Origin of the sequence: Mycobacterium leprae TN (assembly GCF_000195855.1) — a bacterium.
Lineage (GTDB): Bacteria > Actinomycetota > Actinomycetes > Mycobacteriales > Mycobacteriaceae > Mycobacterium > Mycobacterium leprae.
On record NC_002677.1, the window covers coordinates 237,691 to 255,810 of the forward strand.

Genomic DNA, 18,120 nt, shown 5'->3' on the forward strand with positions numbered 1-18,120 from the left:
ATTGTCAGCCAGCAACCAGGCCTGGAAATCGTCGTGCAGCAGCTCTCCAACGTAGACGTCACAATCCGCACGACAATTGCGGAATACTCATCGGTAAACAATTTTTTTACAGCGCAAGTTTCACATCAAACAAGGGCTGTAGTGGTCCGTTCATCGCTTCCATCGGTCAGCCAGCAGGATACCGTCTGTTCTTCGTCAGCCCTTCTCCAACGTAGGGGCAATGGCTGCATATCGTGACCGAGTTGGCGTCAGCGTTCACGGCGGTGAACTTTCGTCCCAACAATTCTGCGCTCGGGAATCCACCACTGCCCCTGGGCACACCCAAAAATTCCCGAATCAGCGACGCTGGTGTATTAATTTACCTGGTAAAGAGCAGCAATGCCACCCCATTTGGATTACCCCAATGGGGTGGTTGTCATCCACCTGCTGCTTGGTGCACAACACATCACACTATCGAGCATCCGACCCAGATGGCCCAAACATACACTAGCCCAGACCTGTACGGACTCCCCTGGTCGCCGAAAAGTTCCGACATCTCCGCTCGATATTTATCACCATCTCGCCGCGCTTGCGATCATGTCACGAGACATGTAGTGACACGCTACCAAACCGTAAACCCTAACGGCGCCGCCGCGACCTCAGGTAAGTTGCCCACCGCAGCCCAGGCTGTCTAGATCAATCACCACAATGCGCCCCTCGACCTGACGCGCGCCCGGGTCAATAAACCATGCAGTGATAGATAACCCCTTAGTCGAAAGATCGTTACTTGATGCACCCAGTGTTGCCATATCGTCTAATCCGCGCACGGTGTGGGCGATGGTTAATGTTAGCGCGGACTCGTTGTGGGGGTGGAGTAAAGGGTGGTGGGTCAGTGTATTGGCGGGTCGGTGCGTCAGGTCGCAAAGGTCGGTATCGATGCCGTGGTGATGCGGGTATGAGAGTCGTTTCGAGGTCTTGGTCTCACGCTGGGGTTGTACAGCGATTCTGTGGTAGGGCGTTGTCTTGTGGTTGATCATGGCCGCAGTGATCACATCAGTGCTGTGGTCCTTGGATAGGTGTAGCAGCTGCACGAATCCGCTACTTGTGTTCGGCCAGGGCGCCGATTTGGGGGTCTAATTTTTGCCGATGATTACATCATCCGCCCAATGCTATGAGGTTAGAGCACCACACGGTCGTGTAGTTTTCGCGGGACGTGCACTGGTGGTGGCCATACCTAGAGAATAATGGTGGTGCCCGGTTTTAGCGTGCTGTGCCCTCAGCGTGCGGAACATCCACCCAGTGCGCACATGTTGGTTGAGCTTGGACTCGATGTTGAAGTGTTTTATAGGACACCTGCATCTTTCGGGCCGGTCGGGATAGGTTTTGGGCCAACACCCCCACAATTTGTTCGGGACTGTACTTCTTGGCCAGCACACATGTCTATCTCCGTACGCAGCTGCCCACAACGCTCACCTTGCCGGCCTTTAAAGCCACTGGCCCACTGCTCACTGCATAGCTAAGCAATACAAGCTCAGTAACCCGATTGAGCGTCTTAGCCAGCATAGTTGGTGTCGAATCAGTGCAACCCCCAAAGCAACCCGCAAACACGCGGGCCCCACCCTTGCTGGTGATCTCACGCACGATCCCCACCCCCACCCAACCCAAACGAACGGTTAACGATCGATCACATCAACTCACAACACTGCAACACACCGCCACCCTTTACTCCACCCCCACAACAGAACATGCACACAAAGTACAATTCAACAATCTTGCAGATCCGTCGTGGCCCTCGTGGGCCGCGGTATAAGTCACGTGGCAGATCGCCAGCGAGTTCCCGCTGTGGTCAAATATTGGGCAGGATCTCTCGTTCTGTTAACGAGCTCAACGCCTTTTGCAGCTGTTCGCGCTCCATTGCGGTCCCGGTGAACTTCCGGCTCACTCTGGCCTAGGTGGTCGCCTTCGACGCGAACTATCCGTGCTCCGATACCGAGGAGTTCGGCCAGCGCCTGTACCGCATCTTCCAGACCGGCGGAGTTCAGGCGGCCGGTGTTGACGACTATGCACTTACGATCGCGGGTAAATTTCAGTGCAGTCTTCAAGTTGAATTCAGGAAGATCTTGGCGGCGTGCCCCGGTTGGGGTGTTTCTCCTGTCGCTACCAAGAAGCATCGTAGTCACTTCGGCCAGGTAGTCACCGGTGACGAAGTTGAGTTCGCCGTAGGTGAGTATTTTGCGCATGACTGATAGTCGGTTACCGTAGAAGGCCGGGCAATTACTGATGCGGACGGTGTGAGAAACCATCTGCGTCTCCCGTTAAGGGACTACAAACCTATTTGGGTGCAACAAATCAACCGGCTGGTTGTCCGCTGTGGCTAGTGTCACGTCAAGGTGTCGCCGCGACCCACCGTACGTTACGCTCAAGACACGCCCTGTGATGGATTGCTCTGACTTAAGTTTCGCTGGGTGGTGCGGCCTGTGGCCTGGCCAGTTTGGTGAGCAATAGGTCGCCAAACTATTATTTATTAACAGCAATCGTTAATCTCAATCGAGGAGTAGGGGCCGATTATGGCTACACCTAAGCGCAGGATGTCGCGCGCGAACACCCGCAGCCGGCGCGCGCAGTGGAAGGCTGCTCGGACCGAGCTTGTCGGTGTGACGGTGGCGGGTCAGCGGCACAAGGTGCCTCGCAGGCTACTCAAGGCGGCACGTCTTGGTCTTATCGACCTTGACCGGCGTTAATCCTGATTCCACCGTTGCCGTGTAACGGGGTCGACGCACGCGTCGTTGACTGGAAAATTGCGATTCAACGCCAGCGATCCTTGCAAGTCGCTCTCAGGCTCCGAGACCGAATTAGTAGCTGTGCGGATACTTGCCGTTGACGACGATCGGGCGGTGCGTGAGTCTCTGCGCCGGTCGTTGTCGTTCAATGGTTATTCGGTCGAACTGGCCAACGACGGGGTCGAGGCGTTGGAGATGGTTGCCCGCGATAGGCCTGATGCTCTCGTTCTCGATGTCATGATGCCGCGCCTGGACGGTTTAGAGGTCTGCCGTCAGCTCCGAAGTACCGGTGACGACCTGCCGATCCTGGTGCTAACCGCCCGCGATTCGGTCTCCGAACGGGTCGCCGGCTTGGATGCCGGTGCCGACGACTACCTGCCCAAACCGTTCGCCCTCGAAGAACTGTTGGCGCGGATTCGGGCGCTGCTACGCCGCACCAAGCCCGATGACGCTGCCGAGTCCGTGGCGATGAGTTTTTCCGACTTAACCCTGGACCCGGTGACCCGCGAAGTCGCCCGCGGACAACGCTGGATCAGTCTGACCCGTACCGAATTCGCGTTGTTGGAAATGCTGATCGCTAATCCGCGGCGGGTACTTACACGCAGCCGCATCCTCGAAGAGGTGTGGGGATTTGATTTTCCGACCTCCGGCAATGCACTGGAAGTCTATGTCGGGTATTTGCGCCGCAAAACCGAGGCCGATGGTGAGTCACGGCTAATCCACACTGTACGTGGAGTGGGCTATGTATTAAGGGAGACGCCGCCCTGATGGTTCGGTTTGCCTGGCGCCGGCGCGCATCGTTGCGAGCCACCAGTTCTTTATCCCTGCGGTGGAGGGTAATGCTCCTGGCAATGTCCATGGTGGCGATGGTCGTCGTCTTGATGGCATTCGCTGTCTACGTTGTGATCTCGGCGGCGCTGTACAGCGATATCGATAATCAACTGCAGAGCAGGGCGCAGTTGCTGATCGCTAGTGGTTCGTTGGCAGCCGACCCTGGCAAGGCCATCGAGGGCACTGCCTACTCGGATGTCAACGCCATGTTGGTGAACCCGGGCCACTCGATTTACACGGCCAATCAGCCGGGTCAGACTCTTCCTGTCGGAACGGCAGAGAAAGCTGTCATCCGTGGTGAGCTGTTCATGTCGCAACGTACTGCATCGGACCAACGCATACTCGCCATCCACCTGCCCAACGACAGTTCGCTGCTGATCTCTAAGAGCTTGCGGCCAACCGAAGCTGTCATGACCAAGCTGCGCTGGGTGCTTTTGATTGTCGGAAGCCTCGGCGTCGCGGTTGCCGCGGTGGCCGGGGGGATGGTTACTCGGGCGGGGCTGCGTCCGGTGGGGCGTCTGACCGAAGCGGCCGAGCGAGTGGCGCGTACCGACGACCTGCGGCCCATCCCGGTGTTCGGCAGTGACGAATTGGCCAGGCTCACTGAGGCATTCAACTTGATGTTGCGGGCATTGGCCGAATCTCGGGAACGCCAGGCACGGCTGGTAACCGACGCCGGACATGAGTTGCGCACCCCGTTGACCTCGCTGCGCACCAACGTTGAACTGCTGATCGCCTCGATGGCTCCCGAAGCGCCGCGGCTACCTGACCAGGAGATGGCGGATCTGCGTGCCGATGTACTCGCGCAGATTGAAGAATTGTCCACGCTGGTAGGTGATTTGGTGGACCTCACTAGAGACGACGCTGGGCAGGTGGTGCACGAGCCGATCGACATGTCCGAGGTCCTTTACCGCAGTCTGGAGCGGGTCAGGCGGCGGCGCAACGATATTCACTTTGACGTCCAGGCGATCGGATGGCAGATTTATGGTGATGCCGCTGGTCTGTCGCGTGCGGTGCTGAATCTTATGGACAACGCGGCCAAGTGGAGCCCGTCGGGTGGCCGCGTCGTCGTAACGATGCGCCAGTTCGACCCGTCGCACGTTGAGCTGGTGGTTTCCGACTACGGTCCGGGGATTCCGCCGCAAGAACGCCGGCTGGTGTTCGAGCGCTTCTACCGATCGACGACTGCACGGTCGTTGCCGGGTTCGGGCCTTGGGTTGGCGATCGTCAAACAGGTGGTTATCAACCACGGAGGTTTGCTTCGCGTCGAAGACACCGCGCCGGGAGTGCAACCCCCGGGCACGTCGATTTACGTGCTTCTACCCGGACGCCCGATGCCGGTTTCAGCGTACTCCACGCTCGCGGACCAGGACATGGGCGAAGCCAATTTCCAGGACAAGATCGGCCCAGCCGTGCAGGTTTCCGGTAAGTCGGCGAACTTTCGGGATTCAGCGCACGTTATCTCAGTGGACTATCAGTCCGCGCGGGCAAGGTAGTTGGCAGTTACTGTATTAAAAAGTCGGCCCGCATGAAGCCGACATAGAGGAAGAGCGACTTAGCGACATGACGAATCACCCGAGGTATTCGCCACCGCCGCAGCAGCCGGGATACCGTAGCGCGCCTAATCAGCCTGTGTCATCCTCGTACACCGAGGAGCAGCAGCCGTACCACCAACAACAAGTCGATTGGTGCTATCAGCAGTCGCCCTCGTTGCAGCAGTATCACCGACCCTATGAGCCATTTGGTGGTGCGGGTACGGTCCCGTTGCAGTCGATGATTCCGCCCGGTCGGGTAGCCGACAGGCGTCCTCGCGCAGGCATGTTGGCTGTTAGTGCGCTAGCGATAGCAGTGGTGTCGGCTGGTATCGGCGGCGTGGCGGCTACGGTTGTTGCGCTGGGCACGCGCGTCGCGGGCGGCAACGGTGCTGGCCCGGTAACCGGGCCGGCTGCCAGCGTTCCGGCGGCGAACATGCCGTCGGGCAGCGTCGAACAAGTTGCCGTTAAGGTAGTGCCCAGTGTCGTCATGCTGGAGACCGATTTGGGTCGTCAGTCCGAGGAGGGTTCCGGCGTCATCTTGTCGGCCGATGGGTTGATCTTGACCAACAACCACGTCGTCGCGGTTGCCGCCAAACCAGGGGGTGGTCCTGGTGGTGGTCTGTCGCCGAAAACCACTGTGACCTTCTTCGATGGCCGCACCGCGTCGTTCACGGTGGTCGGAGCCGATCCCACTAGCGATATTGCTGTGGTTCGGGTGCAGAGTATTTCCGGACTGACCCCGATTACGATGGGCTCTTCCGCAGATCTGCGGGTGGGTCAGCCGGTGGTGGCTGTCGGCTCACCGCTGGGTTTGGCGGGCACGGTGACCAGCGGGATCGTCAGTGCGCTTAACCGGCCCGTGTCGACGACCGGCGAATCGGGCAACCAAAATACGGTGCTGGACGCGATTCAGACCGATGCGGCTATCAACCCGGGTAATTCCGGTGGTGCGCTGGTCAACATGGGCGGTCAGTTGGTGGGAGTCAACTCTGCTATTGCCACACTCGGCGCTGATTCGGGTGATGCACAGAGCGGCTCGATCGGGCTTGGCTTCGCGATTCCCGTCGACCAAGCCAAGCGCATCGCTGACGAGTTAATCAGCACTGGCAAAGCGACACATGCGTCGCTGGGTGTACAGGTGGCCACCGACAAAGGCACCCCGGGCGCCAAAGTTATGGACGTCGTGGCCGGTGGTGCGGCCGCGAATGCCGCCGTTCCCAAGGGGGTCGTTCTCACTAAGGTCGACGACCGCCTGATCAGTAGCGCCGACGCGTTGGTCGCTGCCGTGCGGTCCAAGGCACCCGGTGACAAAGTGTCGCTGACCTATCAGGATCAGTCTGGTAGCAGTCGCACGGTTCAGGTCACACTCGGCAAGGCGGAACAGTAACAATTAATAATCGAGAGCTACCGTGTTAGTCGATAAGCAATTGTCCGAGCTCGGATATACGGTTGCACCCATGGAGAAGGGTGTCGAGTTGGTAGTCGGACGTGCACTTATTGTCGTTGTCGACGATCGCACCGCGCATGGGGATGAGGACCACAGCGGGCCGCTGGTCACTGAGCTGTTGACCGAGGCCGGGTTCGTCGTTGATGGTGTGGTGGCGGTGGCGGCTGACGAGGTCGAGATACGCAACGCGTTGAACACTGCAGTGATCGGTGGGGTGGACCTAGTGGTCTCGGTCGGCGGAACCGGTGTTACACCACGTGACGTCGCTCCAGAGGCCACCCGCGAGATTCTGGATCGGGAAATTCTAGGTATTGCCGAAGCCATCCGTGCTTCGGGGCTGTCCGCGGGAATCACCGACGCCGGATTGTCGCGTGGTCTAGCTGGTGTTTCGGGCAGTACGTTGGTGGTAAACCTCGCCGGCTCCCGTTATGCGGTGCGCGACGGAATGGCTACATTGAATCCGCTGGCCACCCAGATCATTGGGCAATTATCGAGTCTGGAAATCTAGGCTGGCGCCGCTGCGGTCATGTGTCTGCGCGAGGTTCGTGGTTTGGGGTTGGCGTCAGATCGGCTGTATCGACGTGCCTGCCGGACGGAGCCCCGTTACTTTGGGCGAGAAGATCACGGATTTCGGCGAGTAGGACAACTTGGTTCCCGATTAGGTCGGTGTCGAATTGTTCGACCTCACCATGCTTGCGTATCGTGGTGTAGGGCAACACGACCAGGAAATACACTACCAAAGCGATCAGCAAGAAGTTGATCGCGGCCGAGAGCACGATGTTCAAGTCGATGGCCTGATCTCCCCCTATGTCGATCCTCAAGGGGCTGATATTGGTTTGTTGGTTGACGCCGACCCGATTGATCAATGGCGTGATGATGCTGTCGGTGAACTTGGTTATCAACGCGGTGAACGCGGTACCGATAACCACCGCTACGGCCAGGTCGACGATATTGCCTCGTGAGAGAAACTCCTTGAACCCTCTGAACATGGGAGGTCCTTTCTGGGCTGGACAACAGCTTGCTGTGTGTCATGTGTTGAGCGATTGCCAGGCATTCAGTTGCAGGGTCAAAGTCACCATCTAACCGAGCGTTGAGCCTGCCACCGTGTTCGCCACGTGAACCGGAAGCGCCACTAACACTACGCTGTTGGCGTTATGCTGCCTGGACTTTACTGCTTGGCAACCACGAGAACCACTACGGCGTCGTTGCCCACTATTTTGCTGACTGCCGGCGTGGCATTGTCCGGCGCAGCCAGCACATCTACCACCTCGCCGACCCGGACCAGGTCGATCAGAGCGCTGTTCGCCAGATGTAGCGGAACGATACGGGCGACTGGCCCGACCGTCGACTCGGCCAGACGTGTCCCCCAGAACCGGACATCGATGAGTACTTCGCCGTGCCGCATGGGACTGGCCAGCGTCGACCCGACCACTGAGCCTAGGTCGGCTTGAGAAGCATCGGGAACCGTTGCGTTGTAGCCAAACCCTTTTCGTGCTGAACATCGTTGGGAGTCAACACGGTTCCCAACTGCGGGTCGGGCGCAGCAACCACCACCTCGGTACGATTGCCGTCTGGATTCGATCGCAGCGCTGTAATTCTGGCTAGCATGACCAACCCGCCGCCGGCGATTCGGCAAGTCAGCACGGACCCGGCTCCTAATCCAAGCCTATTCGGTCGGATATCCGACCGAATAGGCTTGGATTCAATGATGATTCTCTCACGCTGCATCGGTAAGCGCAGTGCAGCGCCGGCGATGCTTGGTCAGAAACGTCTTGTAGATAACCGGCTAGCTCGGAGCGGTCGCGACGGCAGGCGCAGAGGAGCTGTTTGATTTATCGCTAGATCCCGAACTCGATCCCGAATCGCTCTTCGAAGACCCGTTGCTTGAACTGTTCGATTTCTCACCTGATTCGCGGCTATCGGTGCGGTAGAAGCCACTGCCCTTGAACACCACGCCGACGGAGTTGAATAGTTTCCGCAGCCGACCGGAGCACTTTTCGCAAGTGGTCAGGGCATCATCGGTGAAGGCTTGCACAACGTCGAAGCGGTTAGTGCACTCGGTACACTCGTAGCTGTAGGTCGGCACAAAAACCTCCGGGTAGTATCGTCTAGTCTGGCACTCTACCGTGCCAAGTGCTAGAATCACCATAGTGATAGTGGTTATTCGCTGTTCGGTAATGCGATCACTCCACGCTCGGGCGTAACCGCATGGGTCATTCGGACGTCGTGTGGCTCCGATGGCAACTCGTTGAGTAACTCGGTATCCCGTACCAGCGCGATCAGCAGGGTATGCGGATCCCGTCCTGCCAGGGACCGGTCGTAGAAGCCGCCACCTCGACCTAACCGTACGCCGTGGTGGTCGACTGCCAGCGCCGGGACAAGCACCAGGTTGGCCTCGGCTAAGGCCGACTCGGGCAGCCGAAGCTCGGGTGGTTCGAGCAACCCCCAAGGCCCGGAGGTCAGTCCACCGGGCCGGTACTCGCCCCATTGCAGCGGTAGTGGAATCTCATCATCGCCAGTACGCGCTACTGGCAGTAAAACTCGTCCCGTCTTGCGGAGCAACACATCCAGCATCTCAATAGCGCCCGGCTCGGTGCCTACCGGCACGTACGCGCAGACCGTGCTGGCACTGTTCACCAGCAGCTCCAGGTGCTGGCTGAGCATCTTGGTCTCGGCGGCTCGAATGTCGTCGGCAACGCTGCGCCGGGCAGCCAGCAGTTGTTTCCGTAACGTGGCCTTGCTCGCGGTCACCATGCGTTCAACGATGCCACCCTCAGCTTTCGCGTCGCCACATCGAGTCGGCAAATCCGGTGCACGTTATCGTGTGAACGATGTCACTCCTCCTAAGCGCGCAAGTCCCGATCCCATTCACTGCGATCGTTCCTGCGGCCGGTCTGGGCACTCGTTTCTTGCCAGCAACCAAAACGGTGCCCAAAGAGCTACTACCCGTCGTCGACACCCCCGGTATCGAGTTGGTTGCAGCCGAGGCCGCTGCGGCCGGGGCCGAACGTCTGGTGATTGTCACCTCCGAAGGCAAGGATGGGGTGGTCGCTCATTTCGTCCAAGACTTGGTGCTAGAGGGCACGCTGTTGGCACGCGGCAACAAAGCCATGTTAGCCAAGGTGCGTCGTGCGCCGGAGTTAATCAAAGTGGAATCCGTCGTGCAGGCTGAGCCGCTAGGACTGGGACATGCTATCGGCTGCGCGGAGCCCACACTGGCGCCGGATGAGGATGCTGTGTCGGTGTTGCTGCCCGATGACTTGGTATTGCCGACTGGCGTGCTGGAGACGATGTCGAAGGTGCGGGCCAGCCGCGGCGGTACAGTGTTGTGTGCCATCGAGGTGGCATCAGAAGAGATCAGCTCATACGGGGTTTTCGACGTCGAGCCGGTTCCCGGCGGGGACAATCCTAACGTGTTGAAGGTTATCGGCATGGTGGAAAAGCCCAAAGCCGAAGATGCTCCTTCGACGTTCGCGGCAGCCGGTCGCTATGTGCTTGATCGCGCAATTTTCGATGCGTTGCGTCGCGTCAGTCGTGGCACAGGCGGCGAGGTGCAGATCACCGATGCGATCGCGTTGCTAATCAAGGAGGGCCATCCGGTCCACGTAGTGGTGCATCGCGGATCTCGACACGACTTGGGAAATCCCGGCGGCTACCTGAAAGCTGCGGTTGACTTTGCGTTGGATCGTGACGATTATGGCCCGGATTTGCGGCGGTGGTTGGTGGAGCGATTGGGTTTAATCGAGCAGTAGCCTGGCTACCAGACCCCAGTAGCCGGCCATGGCGGGCCCGGCTTGCCCGACATTGTGCCCGGGTAGGGGGGGCAGAAAGGCGCTTTTGTGCGTTCTGTGGAAGAGCAGCAGGCCCGGATATTGGCCGCCGCGGTAGTCCCACGGCCAGTACGTGTCGCCATTGCCGAGGCACAGGGATTGATGTGCGCCGAAGAAGTGATGACCGAACGGCCACTGCCTGGTTTCGACCAGGCGGCGATTGATGGCTACGCGGTACGTAGCGTCGACGTCTCGGGTATCGGTGAGTCGGATGGAGGTGAATCCGGTTCATCCGATGAGGATGGGCGTTATGTGCTGACCTTGCCGGTGATGGGAACCATCGAGGCTGGTGCGCGCACACCCAGCAGGCTGCTGCCCCACCAGGCTGTCCGAGTGCAGACTGGGGCACCGCTGCCGGTGCTGGCCGATGCAGTTCTGCCGGTGCGGTGGACCGACGGCGGGATGTCGCGCGTGCGGATTCTGCGTGGCGCGCCGTCGGGTGCCTATGTACGGCGTGTGGGCGATGATGTGCAGCCCGGGGACGTCGCCGTGCGTGCCGGAACAATCATCGGGGCTGCCCAGGTGGGGCTGCTAGCGGCGGTCGGCCGCGAACGAGTACTGGTGCACCCGCGGCCACGGCTGTCAATAATGGCCGTAGGTGGGGAACTGGTCGACATCTCGCGTACTCCAGGCAACGGACAGGTGTACGACGTTAACTCCTATGCATTGACCGCGGCCGGCCGTGATGCTGGTGCGGAGGTGAACCGCATCGGCATCGTCAGCAACAACCTGAAGGAGTTCGGCGAAGTTGTTGAGGGCCAGATCAGCCGAGCCGAAGTCGTGGTGATCGCCGGAGGAGTCGGGGGGGCGGCGGCCGAGGCGGTGCGGGCAGTGCTCTCGGAGATAGGCGAGATGGAGGTCGTTCGCGTCGCCATGCATCCTGGCTCCGTCCAGGGCTTCGGGCAGCTGGGTCGCGAGGGCGTTCCGACATTTCTGCTGCCGGCCAATCCGGTTAGCGCCCTGGTGGTTTTCGAAGTAATGGTTCGGCCGTTGATCCGGTTGTCGCTGGGCAAGCGCCAGCCGATGCGCCGGATCGTGCAGGCCCGAACGCTATCGCCGATCACTTCGGTGGCCGGGCGCAAAGGTTACTTGCGCGGTCAGTTGATGCGGGATCAGGACACCGGTGAATACCTGGTGCAAGCACTTGGTGGCGCTCTTGGTGCGTCGTCGCATTTGCTGGCGACGCTTGCCGAAGCAAACTGTCTGGTAGTGATTCCCAGTGGCGCCGAGCAGATTCGTACCGGTGAGGTCGTCGACGTTGCTTTCCTTGCTCAGCGCGGCTAAGCGATCCGACTGCACGCTTTGGTGACCCTGTTGCGCTTCAACGCCCGGCATCCGGGTTGGCCGTCGAACGTTGGACCGCTGCGGGTTCCGGCTGGTGTGATCCGGTTGCGGGCGGTGCGGTTGCGGGATGGCGTGCAGTGGAGCCGCATCCGGTTAGCTGACCGCGCGTACCTCGAGCCATGGGAACCTAGTACGGAAGGTGATTGGGTGGTGCGGCACTCGGTTATCGCGTGGCAGGTGCTGTGCTCGAGTCTGCGGTCGGAGGCCCGCAAAGGTCGCATGCTACCTTATGCGATCGAGCTCGATGGAAACTTCTGCGGTCAGTTGACCATAGGCAACGTTACCCACGGGGCGTTGCGGTCGGCATGGATAGGTTATTGGGTATCCAGCTCGGCGACCGGCGGCGGGGTGGCAACCGGAGCGTTGGCCTTGGGCCTTGACCACTGCTTCGGCCCGGTAATGTTGCATCGCGTGGAGGCTACTGTGCGCCCCGCGAATGTAGCGAGCCGGGCCGTGCTGGCAAAGGTTGGATTCCGTGAAGAGGGCTTGCTGCGCCGCTACCTCGAGGTTGATCGAGCGTGGCGTGACCACCTGCTGATGGCCCTCACGATCGAAGAGGTATCCGGGTCGGTTACGTCGAACCTGGTACGGGCCGGTCGTGCCAGCTGGCTCTAAATCGTACGTATGGTGAAACACTGCCTACCGCCGTGTGACTGATGTGACACGAGTAAATAATTTTTGATGCTTGTCAGCTGTAAATTACAGGTGTGTAATTGTTGTTGGTACCATTGATCCTGCCGGGTTGGTCACCTATTGGCCTTGCCGGGGAAAGGAACAGGTCATTATGCCGAGCATCCCCCAATCGCTGCTGTGGATTTCGTTGGTGGTGCTGTGGCTTTTCGTGCTGGTGCCGATGTTGATCAGCAAACGTGACGTTGTTCGCCGCATCAGTGATGTGGCATTGGCGACTCGGGTGCTAAACGGTGTTGCCGGTGCCCGACTACTCAAGCGAGGTGGTCCCGCCACGGGGCATCGCAGCGACCACAATTGGGAGCTGGACGAGGACTGGCGGCAAAACCCGGTCGATGGTGAATTCGCTGACGCTGACCAGGACATAGGTGAAGAACAGGACCAAAACGTCGATGATACGCAGCGTACACGTCCGGTGGTCATGGAGGTTGCGGTGGCTGAGCTCACCGGCACCGACTACCTGGATGTCGATGTTGTCGAAGATTCGGTGGCCCTGCCGATTGAGGACAGTGCTGACGTAACTGAGTCCGTCCTGCTAGCGGTCGGTGAAGGCGGATCGCCGGGTGAAGAAGCTGAGGCTGAGCAACGGCAAAGTGACCGGTACGGATACGTCGACGCATCGTCGGGTCTGGGACTCGAGCAGAAGGACGACAAGTCGCCGGTGCCAGTAGCGCCGACTGTCTCGCGGCAGCGTCGGTACGACACCAAGACCGCCACCGCGGTCAGTGCACGCAAGTACGCGTTTCGTAAAAGGGTGCTGATGGTTATGGCGATCATCTTGGTTGGCTCTGCCGCAGCGGCGTTCGAAGTGGATTCGAATGCCTGGTGGATTTGCGGTAGCTCCACCACTGTCACAGTGCTTTATCTGGCCTATTTGCGCCGGCAAACTCGGATTGAAGAGAAAGTGCGTAGCCGTCGGATGCATCGGATAGCACGTGCCCGGGTCGACGTGGAAAACGCGCATGACCGCGAATTTGACGTGGTTCCATCGCGGCTGCGGCGTCCAGGCGCAGTGGTCTTGGAAATCGATGACGAGGACCCTATCTTCGAACACCTGGACTACGAGATGCCGATTCGTACGTTTGGCTGGCCCAGGGACCTACCAAGAGCCGTGGGCCAGTAACGCCCCGCCGAACCCGGCTTGGGCTGTCCTGTAACTGGTAGCCTGCTAACAATCAGGGGCTATGGCGCAGTTGGTAGCGCGACTCGTTCGCATCGAGTAGGTCAGGGGTTCGATTCCCCTTAGCTCCACGTGCGCGACATTTATCTGGGGATATGTGTCTATGTGTATTGGGATCGTTCACGGTTTGGTTGTGGTTGGTAGTTTTTCGTTGGGGCGGTTTTGCTTTAGAGTTCTTGTAGTAGGCGGTTGTCGGTAGTTTCATAACCCGGACTGTTTGGCACGGCCTTTGCATGTGTCTCAGACTAGGCCAGCATTCGTGTGACACCAGTCACTTAGTGTGCATTCTGTTACGATGCTAAAAATCAGTTCAGCATTTGCCAAGACGAGCGCGTTGCACCCGTTCTCGGCCACCGGCTCGTCCTACTGGGGAAGTATGGGCACCAGTACTAACTGAAAATAACTGCAAAAAGTACCCGTCGAATCTCTTGATAAGGGTTTCTTGCCGGCCATTCGCCACGACGGTGATTACTGTTTATTTTATTCCAGGTCCAATGCATCCACATATCTCAGACGTGTTTACCAATGGTAGACGAAACTACAACACGCGTTGTGCTTGATGCCCACCAGCCTGGTCGACCAACGTCTGTCGGTCGAACACCGTGATCCCTATAGAAAAGGTCGCTACGGGTCCGGTACGCCCGGACCCGTAGCGACCTTTCTCGGCATAGCTTCTCAGGATCGCGCTCCGGCCCGCCAGGCCGGAGTACTCGCTCCATCTCGTGCGCTACCCGAAACGGTATCCGGCATTATGTACAATGTGCCCAAGCGGCATACAGCGTCGAAATGTTTCATCATCAATCGGCAACTTGTGCGCGTCACCAAGGACATAGCATGTCCGCGGTTGTCCAGCGCCGCCTCCGTCAACATCGGCGCAGAAATGTCGAACATGAGGCGCCCATCCGTAGATCGTTGTGTCAGAGTTCCGGTGAAATTTCTTGGCCAGCAGGCGATTTCGAGCAATTTTGTTTGCATTTGATAGACGCAGAGCCGCCGCCGTGGGCTGCTGCCTAGTTTGGGTGATGGCGCTGCTGGCAGTGTAGAAAAAGATCGTCCGCCACAGCGGTTCGTACACCATTGTAACGAACCGACTGTTCGTTCATGGCCCGCTGAACCAAGGTTAGGTCGGAGAACTCGTTGATTCGCCCAGAACGTCCAAAGAGCCATTCCATAGCACGGCGTTCATGTTGAGTAGACCGTGGGTCACCTCGAGTGGGTCCTGGCTTGGATCGTTGTCGGTATTGGTATTAACCGAGGACAGGCCAGTGCTTACGCTCAACCGTGCGTTTATTGCCGCCGCAGCAGCAGAAGCCATAGTCTGATTTGTATCGGACCGCAAGACGGGAACGGGGTGGCGGGTTCATGGCAATGCGGGCACTGCGAGTCCTGCGCCTCACCCCTGGGCCCCAGGGATATCGCAGTGGTCGAATTGATCGCTGATCGGGCCGAAGAGTTCGCCGCAATGGATATCTTCCGGGGACTCCCTGCCGAGGACTTGATGTCGGTGGCGGTGAGCGTTGAGCCCGTGCTGGCCGCGGCCGGCGAAGTGCTTATGCAGCAGGGTGAACAGGCTGTTTCGTTCCTGCTGATCTCGTCGGGTAATGTAGAGGTCAGGCGTGTCGACGACGATGGTGCGGTGATCGTCGGTCAGGCGTCTCACGGCATGATCATTGGCGAGATCGCTTTGTTGCGTGATGGCCGCAGGACTGCAACGGTCATCACGACCGAACCGTTGACCGGTTGGGTAGGTGATATCGACGCCTTCGCCCAGATGGTGCAGATTCCCAGTATCACGCGGCGGTTGTTGCTCACGGTCCGGCAGCGTCTCGCTGCGTTCATCACGCCCATCCCGGTCCAGCTTCGCGATGGAACCCACTTGATGCTGCGTCCTGTCCTCCCCGGTGATACCGAGCGCAGCCTGCGGGGTCACGTCCGATTTTCTCGCGAGACGTTGTATCTGCGGTTTATGTCGGCTCGTGCTCCCAGCGATGAGCTGATGCACTATCTATCAGAGGTCGACTACGTAGACCACTTCGTCTGGGTGGTGACCGACGGTGGTGATCCGGTGGCCGACGCCCGGTTCGTCCGTGATGAGAGCGATCCGACGCTCGCCGAGATCGCTTTCACCGTCGCCGATGCCTATCAGGGTCGGGGCGTCGGGAACTTCCTGATCAGCGCGCTGTCCATCGCTGCCCACGTCAACGGCGTAAATAGATTTTCTGCGCGGATGCTGACCGACAACGGGCCCATGCGAGCGATCATGGACCATCACGGTGCGGTCTGGCGGCGCTACGATGTCGGTGTCATAACCACCGTCATCGATGTTCCCCGCCAGAGAGATCTAATCATCGGGCGCGCGATGGCAGACCAGATCGCGGGTGTTGTTCGTCAGGTAATCGGTGCAGTTGGTTGAGCTGCGCTTAGCGGGGCCTCCGGTGATGTGAACAAGCGTTCAGATGTTAGCTATTGGAGCGGTGTTGACGTTTGTTGCCGCCAGATGTGCGCGGCCAACCACGCCGAAGCGGTTCAGCTCTAGCCGTCTGCCCCTAGTGCATCAGGTGTCAACTCAGGCCAACATCTGCGAGATAGGCCGCGATCTGCAGCCTGGCTTTGAGGTGATCCACGGTATCCCTAGCGCGTCTTCACCGAGGTTGATTTAGGGACTAGCAGCGGATGCGGCAACGAAGTCGTCGCAGTGCATGACACTAGCCGATCCTGGCCATGGATCCGATCAATTCGCCCAGAGCGTGTCCAGTGTCAGATGCGGGTGGCATCGTTGATGCGGTAGCGGTGCCGGTGGTTGTCGGCCGCTACCTCTTCGCGGCGTGTGAGCAGTTGACCATGATGGTTAGGCGCACTATCGCCAGCGTCCACCTCATCGAGGCGACGTGCATTGACTGCGTCGATACCCTCGGGATGGCGGTCGATGTGTGGATATCCGTCGAGGCCGGCGCCGAAATTGATTTGCGGACATATATTGCGTGACAAGACAACTGTATGCTCCTACGTATTTGCCACATTGACCACCGATCTTGGCTCAGTGTTCCTGGCGGCTGCACCGTAATTCGCCGATAACTTGCTGGTTAAAATCTGCACAGTTGAACGTCTACTTTGGGTAGATTGGCCATGATGTTGAAGATGGCATTTTCGGTCGCATCAGCGTCCTTGCTCTTCGGCTGCTTATCGGGCCCGGTTACCTTTTTTACGAAGGTCAACATCGCCAAGGTCACCGGAATTAAGTCGAGCGTTGGGTCTGATTTCAATGTCACCGACCTTGGTAGAAGGGCGATCGATCCCAAGCTTCTGTTGTCGCGGAAGCCGCCCGACGGACTGACCTTCGAACTGGCTAATTGCGCGAAACTGGCGGTTGGGCCGTCGACGCCGCTCGATGTGCAGGGCAGTATGGCGGCAGTCTCTGCTGAGGGGAATGGCAACCGGTTCATCATAATCGCGGTGGAGACTTCCAAGCCGTTTCCGCTTAACGATCCTGGGTAGGGTTACACGAAGGTGTCATTCTGCGGGGCCTAGGTTGCTGGGTGGGATCGAGGTAATCCGATGCGCCTCACTTTGAGGAGGTGCGCACGTTGTCCGTGCACCGTATCTTGCAAGACGTGATGGTAGCCGGGACACTCCGCACCGGCCAGCTTTACGATTACACCGCTGCGTTCGAATGACTATCAGGTGATAGTTATCGTCAATCCGTTGGTAGTCCCAGGATAGCCGGTGGTGTCGGTGGACACGCAGCGTGCCCGCGACTTGCTCGTCAAGATAGTGAGCACGATCCGGAGTTGACCCGGCTGCTAGTCCGATAGGAATACCTAGTGCACGTTGCGTGGTCGGAACTGAATGCTGACCCGCGGTCCTGTTGACGCGGACGTTTTGGGAACGGAGTGCTCCCAAGTGCGTTGGCATGAGCCGCCCATCACCAGCAGATCGCCATGTGTCAGTGGCAGGCGCAAAGACGGGCCGCCGCCACGTTTACGTAACGCGAATACTCGTGTGGCGCCGAGGCTGATGATCGCCACCATGGTGTCCTCTGAGCTGTTACGGCCGATGGTGTCGCCATGCCAGGCGATGCTGTCGGAACCGTCGCGATAGCAGCACAATCCGACGCTGGTGAAAGGTTCACCCAGTTCGCCGGCGTAGATGTCGTTAAGTCGACGGCGCAGCCGCGTCAGCAGTGGATGCGGAGGATCATCGGTTGTCAGGTCGTGAAAACTAACCAGACGGGGAACGTTGACCACCTTGTCGTACATCCGCCGTCGTTCAATACGCCACGGCACCTCAGACAACAACGTGTCCAGCAGCTCCACTCCGTCTGTAAGCCAGCCGGAACGCAGCTCGATAAAGGCGCCGTCACCCAGTTGTCTTCGTTCGTGATACTCGAACAACGAGCCCTGAAACGCAATCCCCACATCAACCAGCATATCGCACATCAGTTCGATGAACTACGATATATTAGCTTACTATACGATATGAACGATATATTAGCTTACTATACGAT

17 protein-coding genes, 1 tRNA gene and 2 pseudogenes are annotated in these 18,120 nt (G+C 58.9%); 13 read left to right on the forward strand and 7 right to left on the reverse strand.

All coding sequences use genetic code 11. The features are described 5' to 3' along the window. Nucleotides 1-638: 638 nt before the first annotated feature. Complete coding sequence (locus tag ML_RS00860) at nucleotides 639-1,070, reverse strand: hypothetical protein (RefSeq protein WP_041322315.1); 432 nt, start codon at nucleotides 1,068-1,070, stop codon at nucleotides 639-641. A gap of 720 nt (nucleotides 1,071-1,790) precedes the next feature. Then, on the reverse strand, nucleotides 1,791-2,219 hold the full coding sequence (locus tag ML_RS00865; protein WP_231846670.1) for an acyclic terpene utilization AtuA family protein: 429 nt from the start codon (nucleotides 2,217-2,219) through the stop codon (nucleotides 1,791-1,793). A 327-nt stretch (nucleotides 2,220-2,546) separates the two neighbouring features. Between ML_RS00865 and rpmF the strand changes: the two genes are divergently transcribed. From rpmF to ML_RS00890, 5 genes are all read left to right on the forward strand, one after another. Next, complete coding sequence (gene rpmF / locus ML_RS00870) at nucleotides 2,547-2,720, forward strand: 50S ribosomal protein L32 (RefSeq protein WP_010907574.1); 174 nt, start codon at nucleotides 2,547-2,549, stop codon at nucleotides 2,718-2,720. Nucleotides 2,721-2,840: 120 nt separating this feature from the next. Beyond that, on the forward strand, nucleotides 2,841-3,527 hold the full coding sequence (locus ML_RS00875; protein ID WP_010907575.1) for a response regulator transcription factor: 687 nt from the start codon (nucleotides 2,841-2,843) through the stop codon (nucleotides 3,525-3,527). Further along, a complete protein-coding gene (locus ML_RS00880; protein WP_010907576.1) occupies nucleotides 3,527-5,086 on the forward strand; it encodes a HAMP domain-containing sensor histidine kinase in 1,560 nt (519 codons plus the stop codon). Before ML_RS00875 ends, ML_RS00880 begins: the two co-directional genes overlap by 1 nt. A 67-nt stretch (nucleotides 5,087-5,153) precedes the next feature. Further along, the gene (locus tag ML_RS00885; protein WP_162618218.1) at nucleotides 5,154-6,512 is read left to right on the forward strand and encodes a S1C family serine protease; all 1,359 of its coding nucleotides are present in this window, start codon (nucleotides 5,154-5,156) and stop codon (nucleotides 6,510-6,512) included. A 70-nt stretch (nucleotides 6,513-6,582) separates the two neighbouring features. Next, a complete protein-coding gene (locus ML_RS00890) occupies nucleotides 6,583-7,080 on the forward strand; it encodes a MogA/MoaB family molybdenum cofactor biosynthesis protein (protein ID WP_049769935.1) in 498 nt (165 codons plus the stop codon). Between the two features lie 16 nt (nucleotides 7,081-7,096). Here the strand turns inward: ML_RS00890 and mscL are convergent, their stop codons facing one another. The 4 genes and pseudogenes from mscL to ML_RS00910 all read right to left on the reverse strand — a co-directional run bounded on the left by mscL (nucleotide 7,097) and on the right by ML_RS00910 (nucleotide 9,326). Continuing rightward, on the reverse strand, nucleotides 7,097-7,561 hold the full coding sequence (gene mscL, locus ML_RS00895) for a large-conductance mechanosensitive channel protein MscL (RefSeq protein WP_010907579.1): 465 nt from the start codon (nucleotides 7,559-7,561) through the stop codon (nucleotides 7,097-7,099). A 90-nt stretch (nucleotides 7,562-7,651) separates the two neighbouring features. Continuing rightward, nucleotides 7,652-8,293 (reverse strand): annotated as a pseudogene (locus ML_RS00900) (CpaB family protein). A 65-nt stretch (nucleotides 8,294-8,358) separates the two neighbouring features. After that, the gene (locus ML_RS00905; RefSeq protein WP_010907580.1) at nucleotides 8,359-8,658 is read right to left on the reverse strand and encodes an FmdB family zinc ribbon protein; all 300 of its coding nucleotides are present in this window, start codon (nucleotides 8,656-8,658) and stop codon (nucleotides 8,359-8,361) included. 74 nt (nucleotides 8,659-8,732) lie between these two features. Beyond that, complete coding sequence (locus tag ML_RS00910) at nucleotides 8,733-9,326, reverse strand: 5-formyltetrahydrofolate cyclo-ligase (protein ID WP_010907581.1); 594 nt, start codon at nucleotides 9,324-9,326, stop codon at nucleotides 8,733-8,735. Nucleotides 9,327-9,403: 77 nt separating this feature from the next. On the opposite strand from ML_RS00910, the gene ML_RS00915 reads away from it, so the two are divergent. From ML_RS00915 to ML_RS18340, 8 genes and pseudogenes are all read left to right on the forward strand, one after another. After that, nucleotides 9,404-10,324 carry a UTP--glucose-1-phosphate uridylyltransferase gene (locus ML_RS00915; protein WP_010907582.1) on the forward strand — a complete coding sequence of 307 codons (921 nt, stop codon included), beginning with the start codon at nucleotides 9,404-9,406 and terminating at the stop codon, nucleotides 10,322-10,324. 87 nt (nucleotides 10,325-10,411) lie between these two features. Next, the gene (glp, locus tag ML_RS00920) at nucleotides 10,412-11,686 is read left to right on the forward strand and encodes a molybdotransferase-like divisome protein Glp (protein WP_010907583.1); all 1,275 of its coding nucleotides are present in this window, start codon (nucleotides 10,412-10,414) and stop codon (nucleotides 11,684-11,686) included. Nucleotides 11,687-11,707: 21 nt separating this feature from the next. Then, nucleotides 11,708-12,361, forward strand: coding sequence for a GNAT family N-acetyltransferase (locus tag ML_RS00925; protein WP_041322321.1), 654 nt, complete (start codon nucleotides 11,708-11,710; stop codon nucleotides 12,359-12,361). Nucleotides 12,362-12,530: 169 nt separating this feature from the next. Next, nucleotides 12,531-13,559 carry a divisome protein SepX/GlpR gene (gene sepX, locus ML_RS00930; RefSeq protein ID WP_010907585.1) on the forward strand — a complete coding sequence of 343 codons (1,029 nt, stop codon included), beginning with the start codon at nucleotides 12,531-12,533 and terminating at the stop codon, nucleotides 13,557-13,559. A gap of 55 nt (nucleotides 13,560-13,614) precedes the next feature. Next, nucleotides 13,615-13,687 (forward strand) — tRNA-Ala (locus ML_RS00935). 1,391 nt (nucleotides 13,688-15,078) lie between these two features. After that, nucleotides 15,079-16,029, forward strand: a complete 951-nt coding sequence (locus ML_RS00940; protein ID WP_172591940.1) for a GNAT family N-acetyltransferase — start codon at nucleotides 15,079-15,081, stop codon at nucleotides 16,027-16,029. 341 nt (nucleotides 16,030-16,370) lie between these two features. Further along, entirely contained in the window at nucleotides 16,371-16,601 is a 231-nt protein-coding gene (locus tag ML_RS00945; RefSeq protein ID WP_165443159.1) for a DUF5642 family protein, read from the forward strand. Nucleotides 16,602-16,745: 144 nt separating this feature from the next. Then, a pseudogene (locus ML_RS18340) lies at nucleotides 16,746-17,408 on the forward strand (DUF5642 family protein). A 26-nt stretch (nucleotides 17,409-17,434) separates the two neighbouring features. On the opposite strand, the gene ML_RS00955 reads toward ML_RS18340, so the two are convergent. After that, entirely contained in the window at nucleotides 17,435-18,031 is a 597-nt protein-coding gene (locus ML_RS00955; RefSeq protein ID WP_197492574.1) for an alpha-ketoglutarate-dependent dioxygenase AlkB, read from the reverse strand. Between the last annotated feature and the right edge of the window lie 89 nt (nucleotides 18,032-18,120).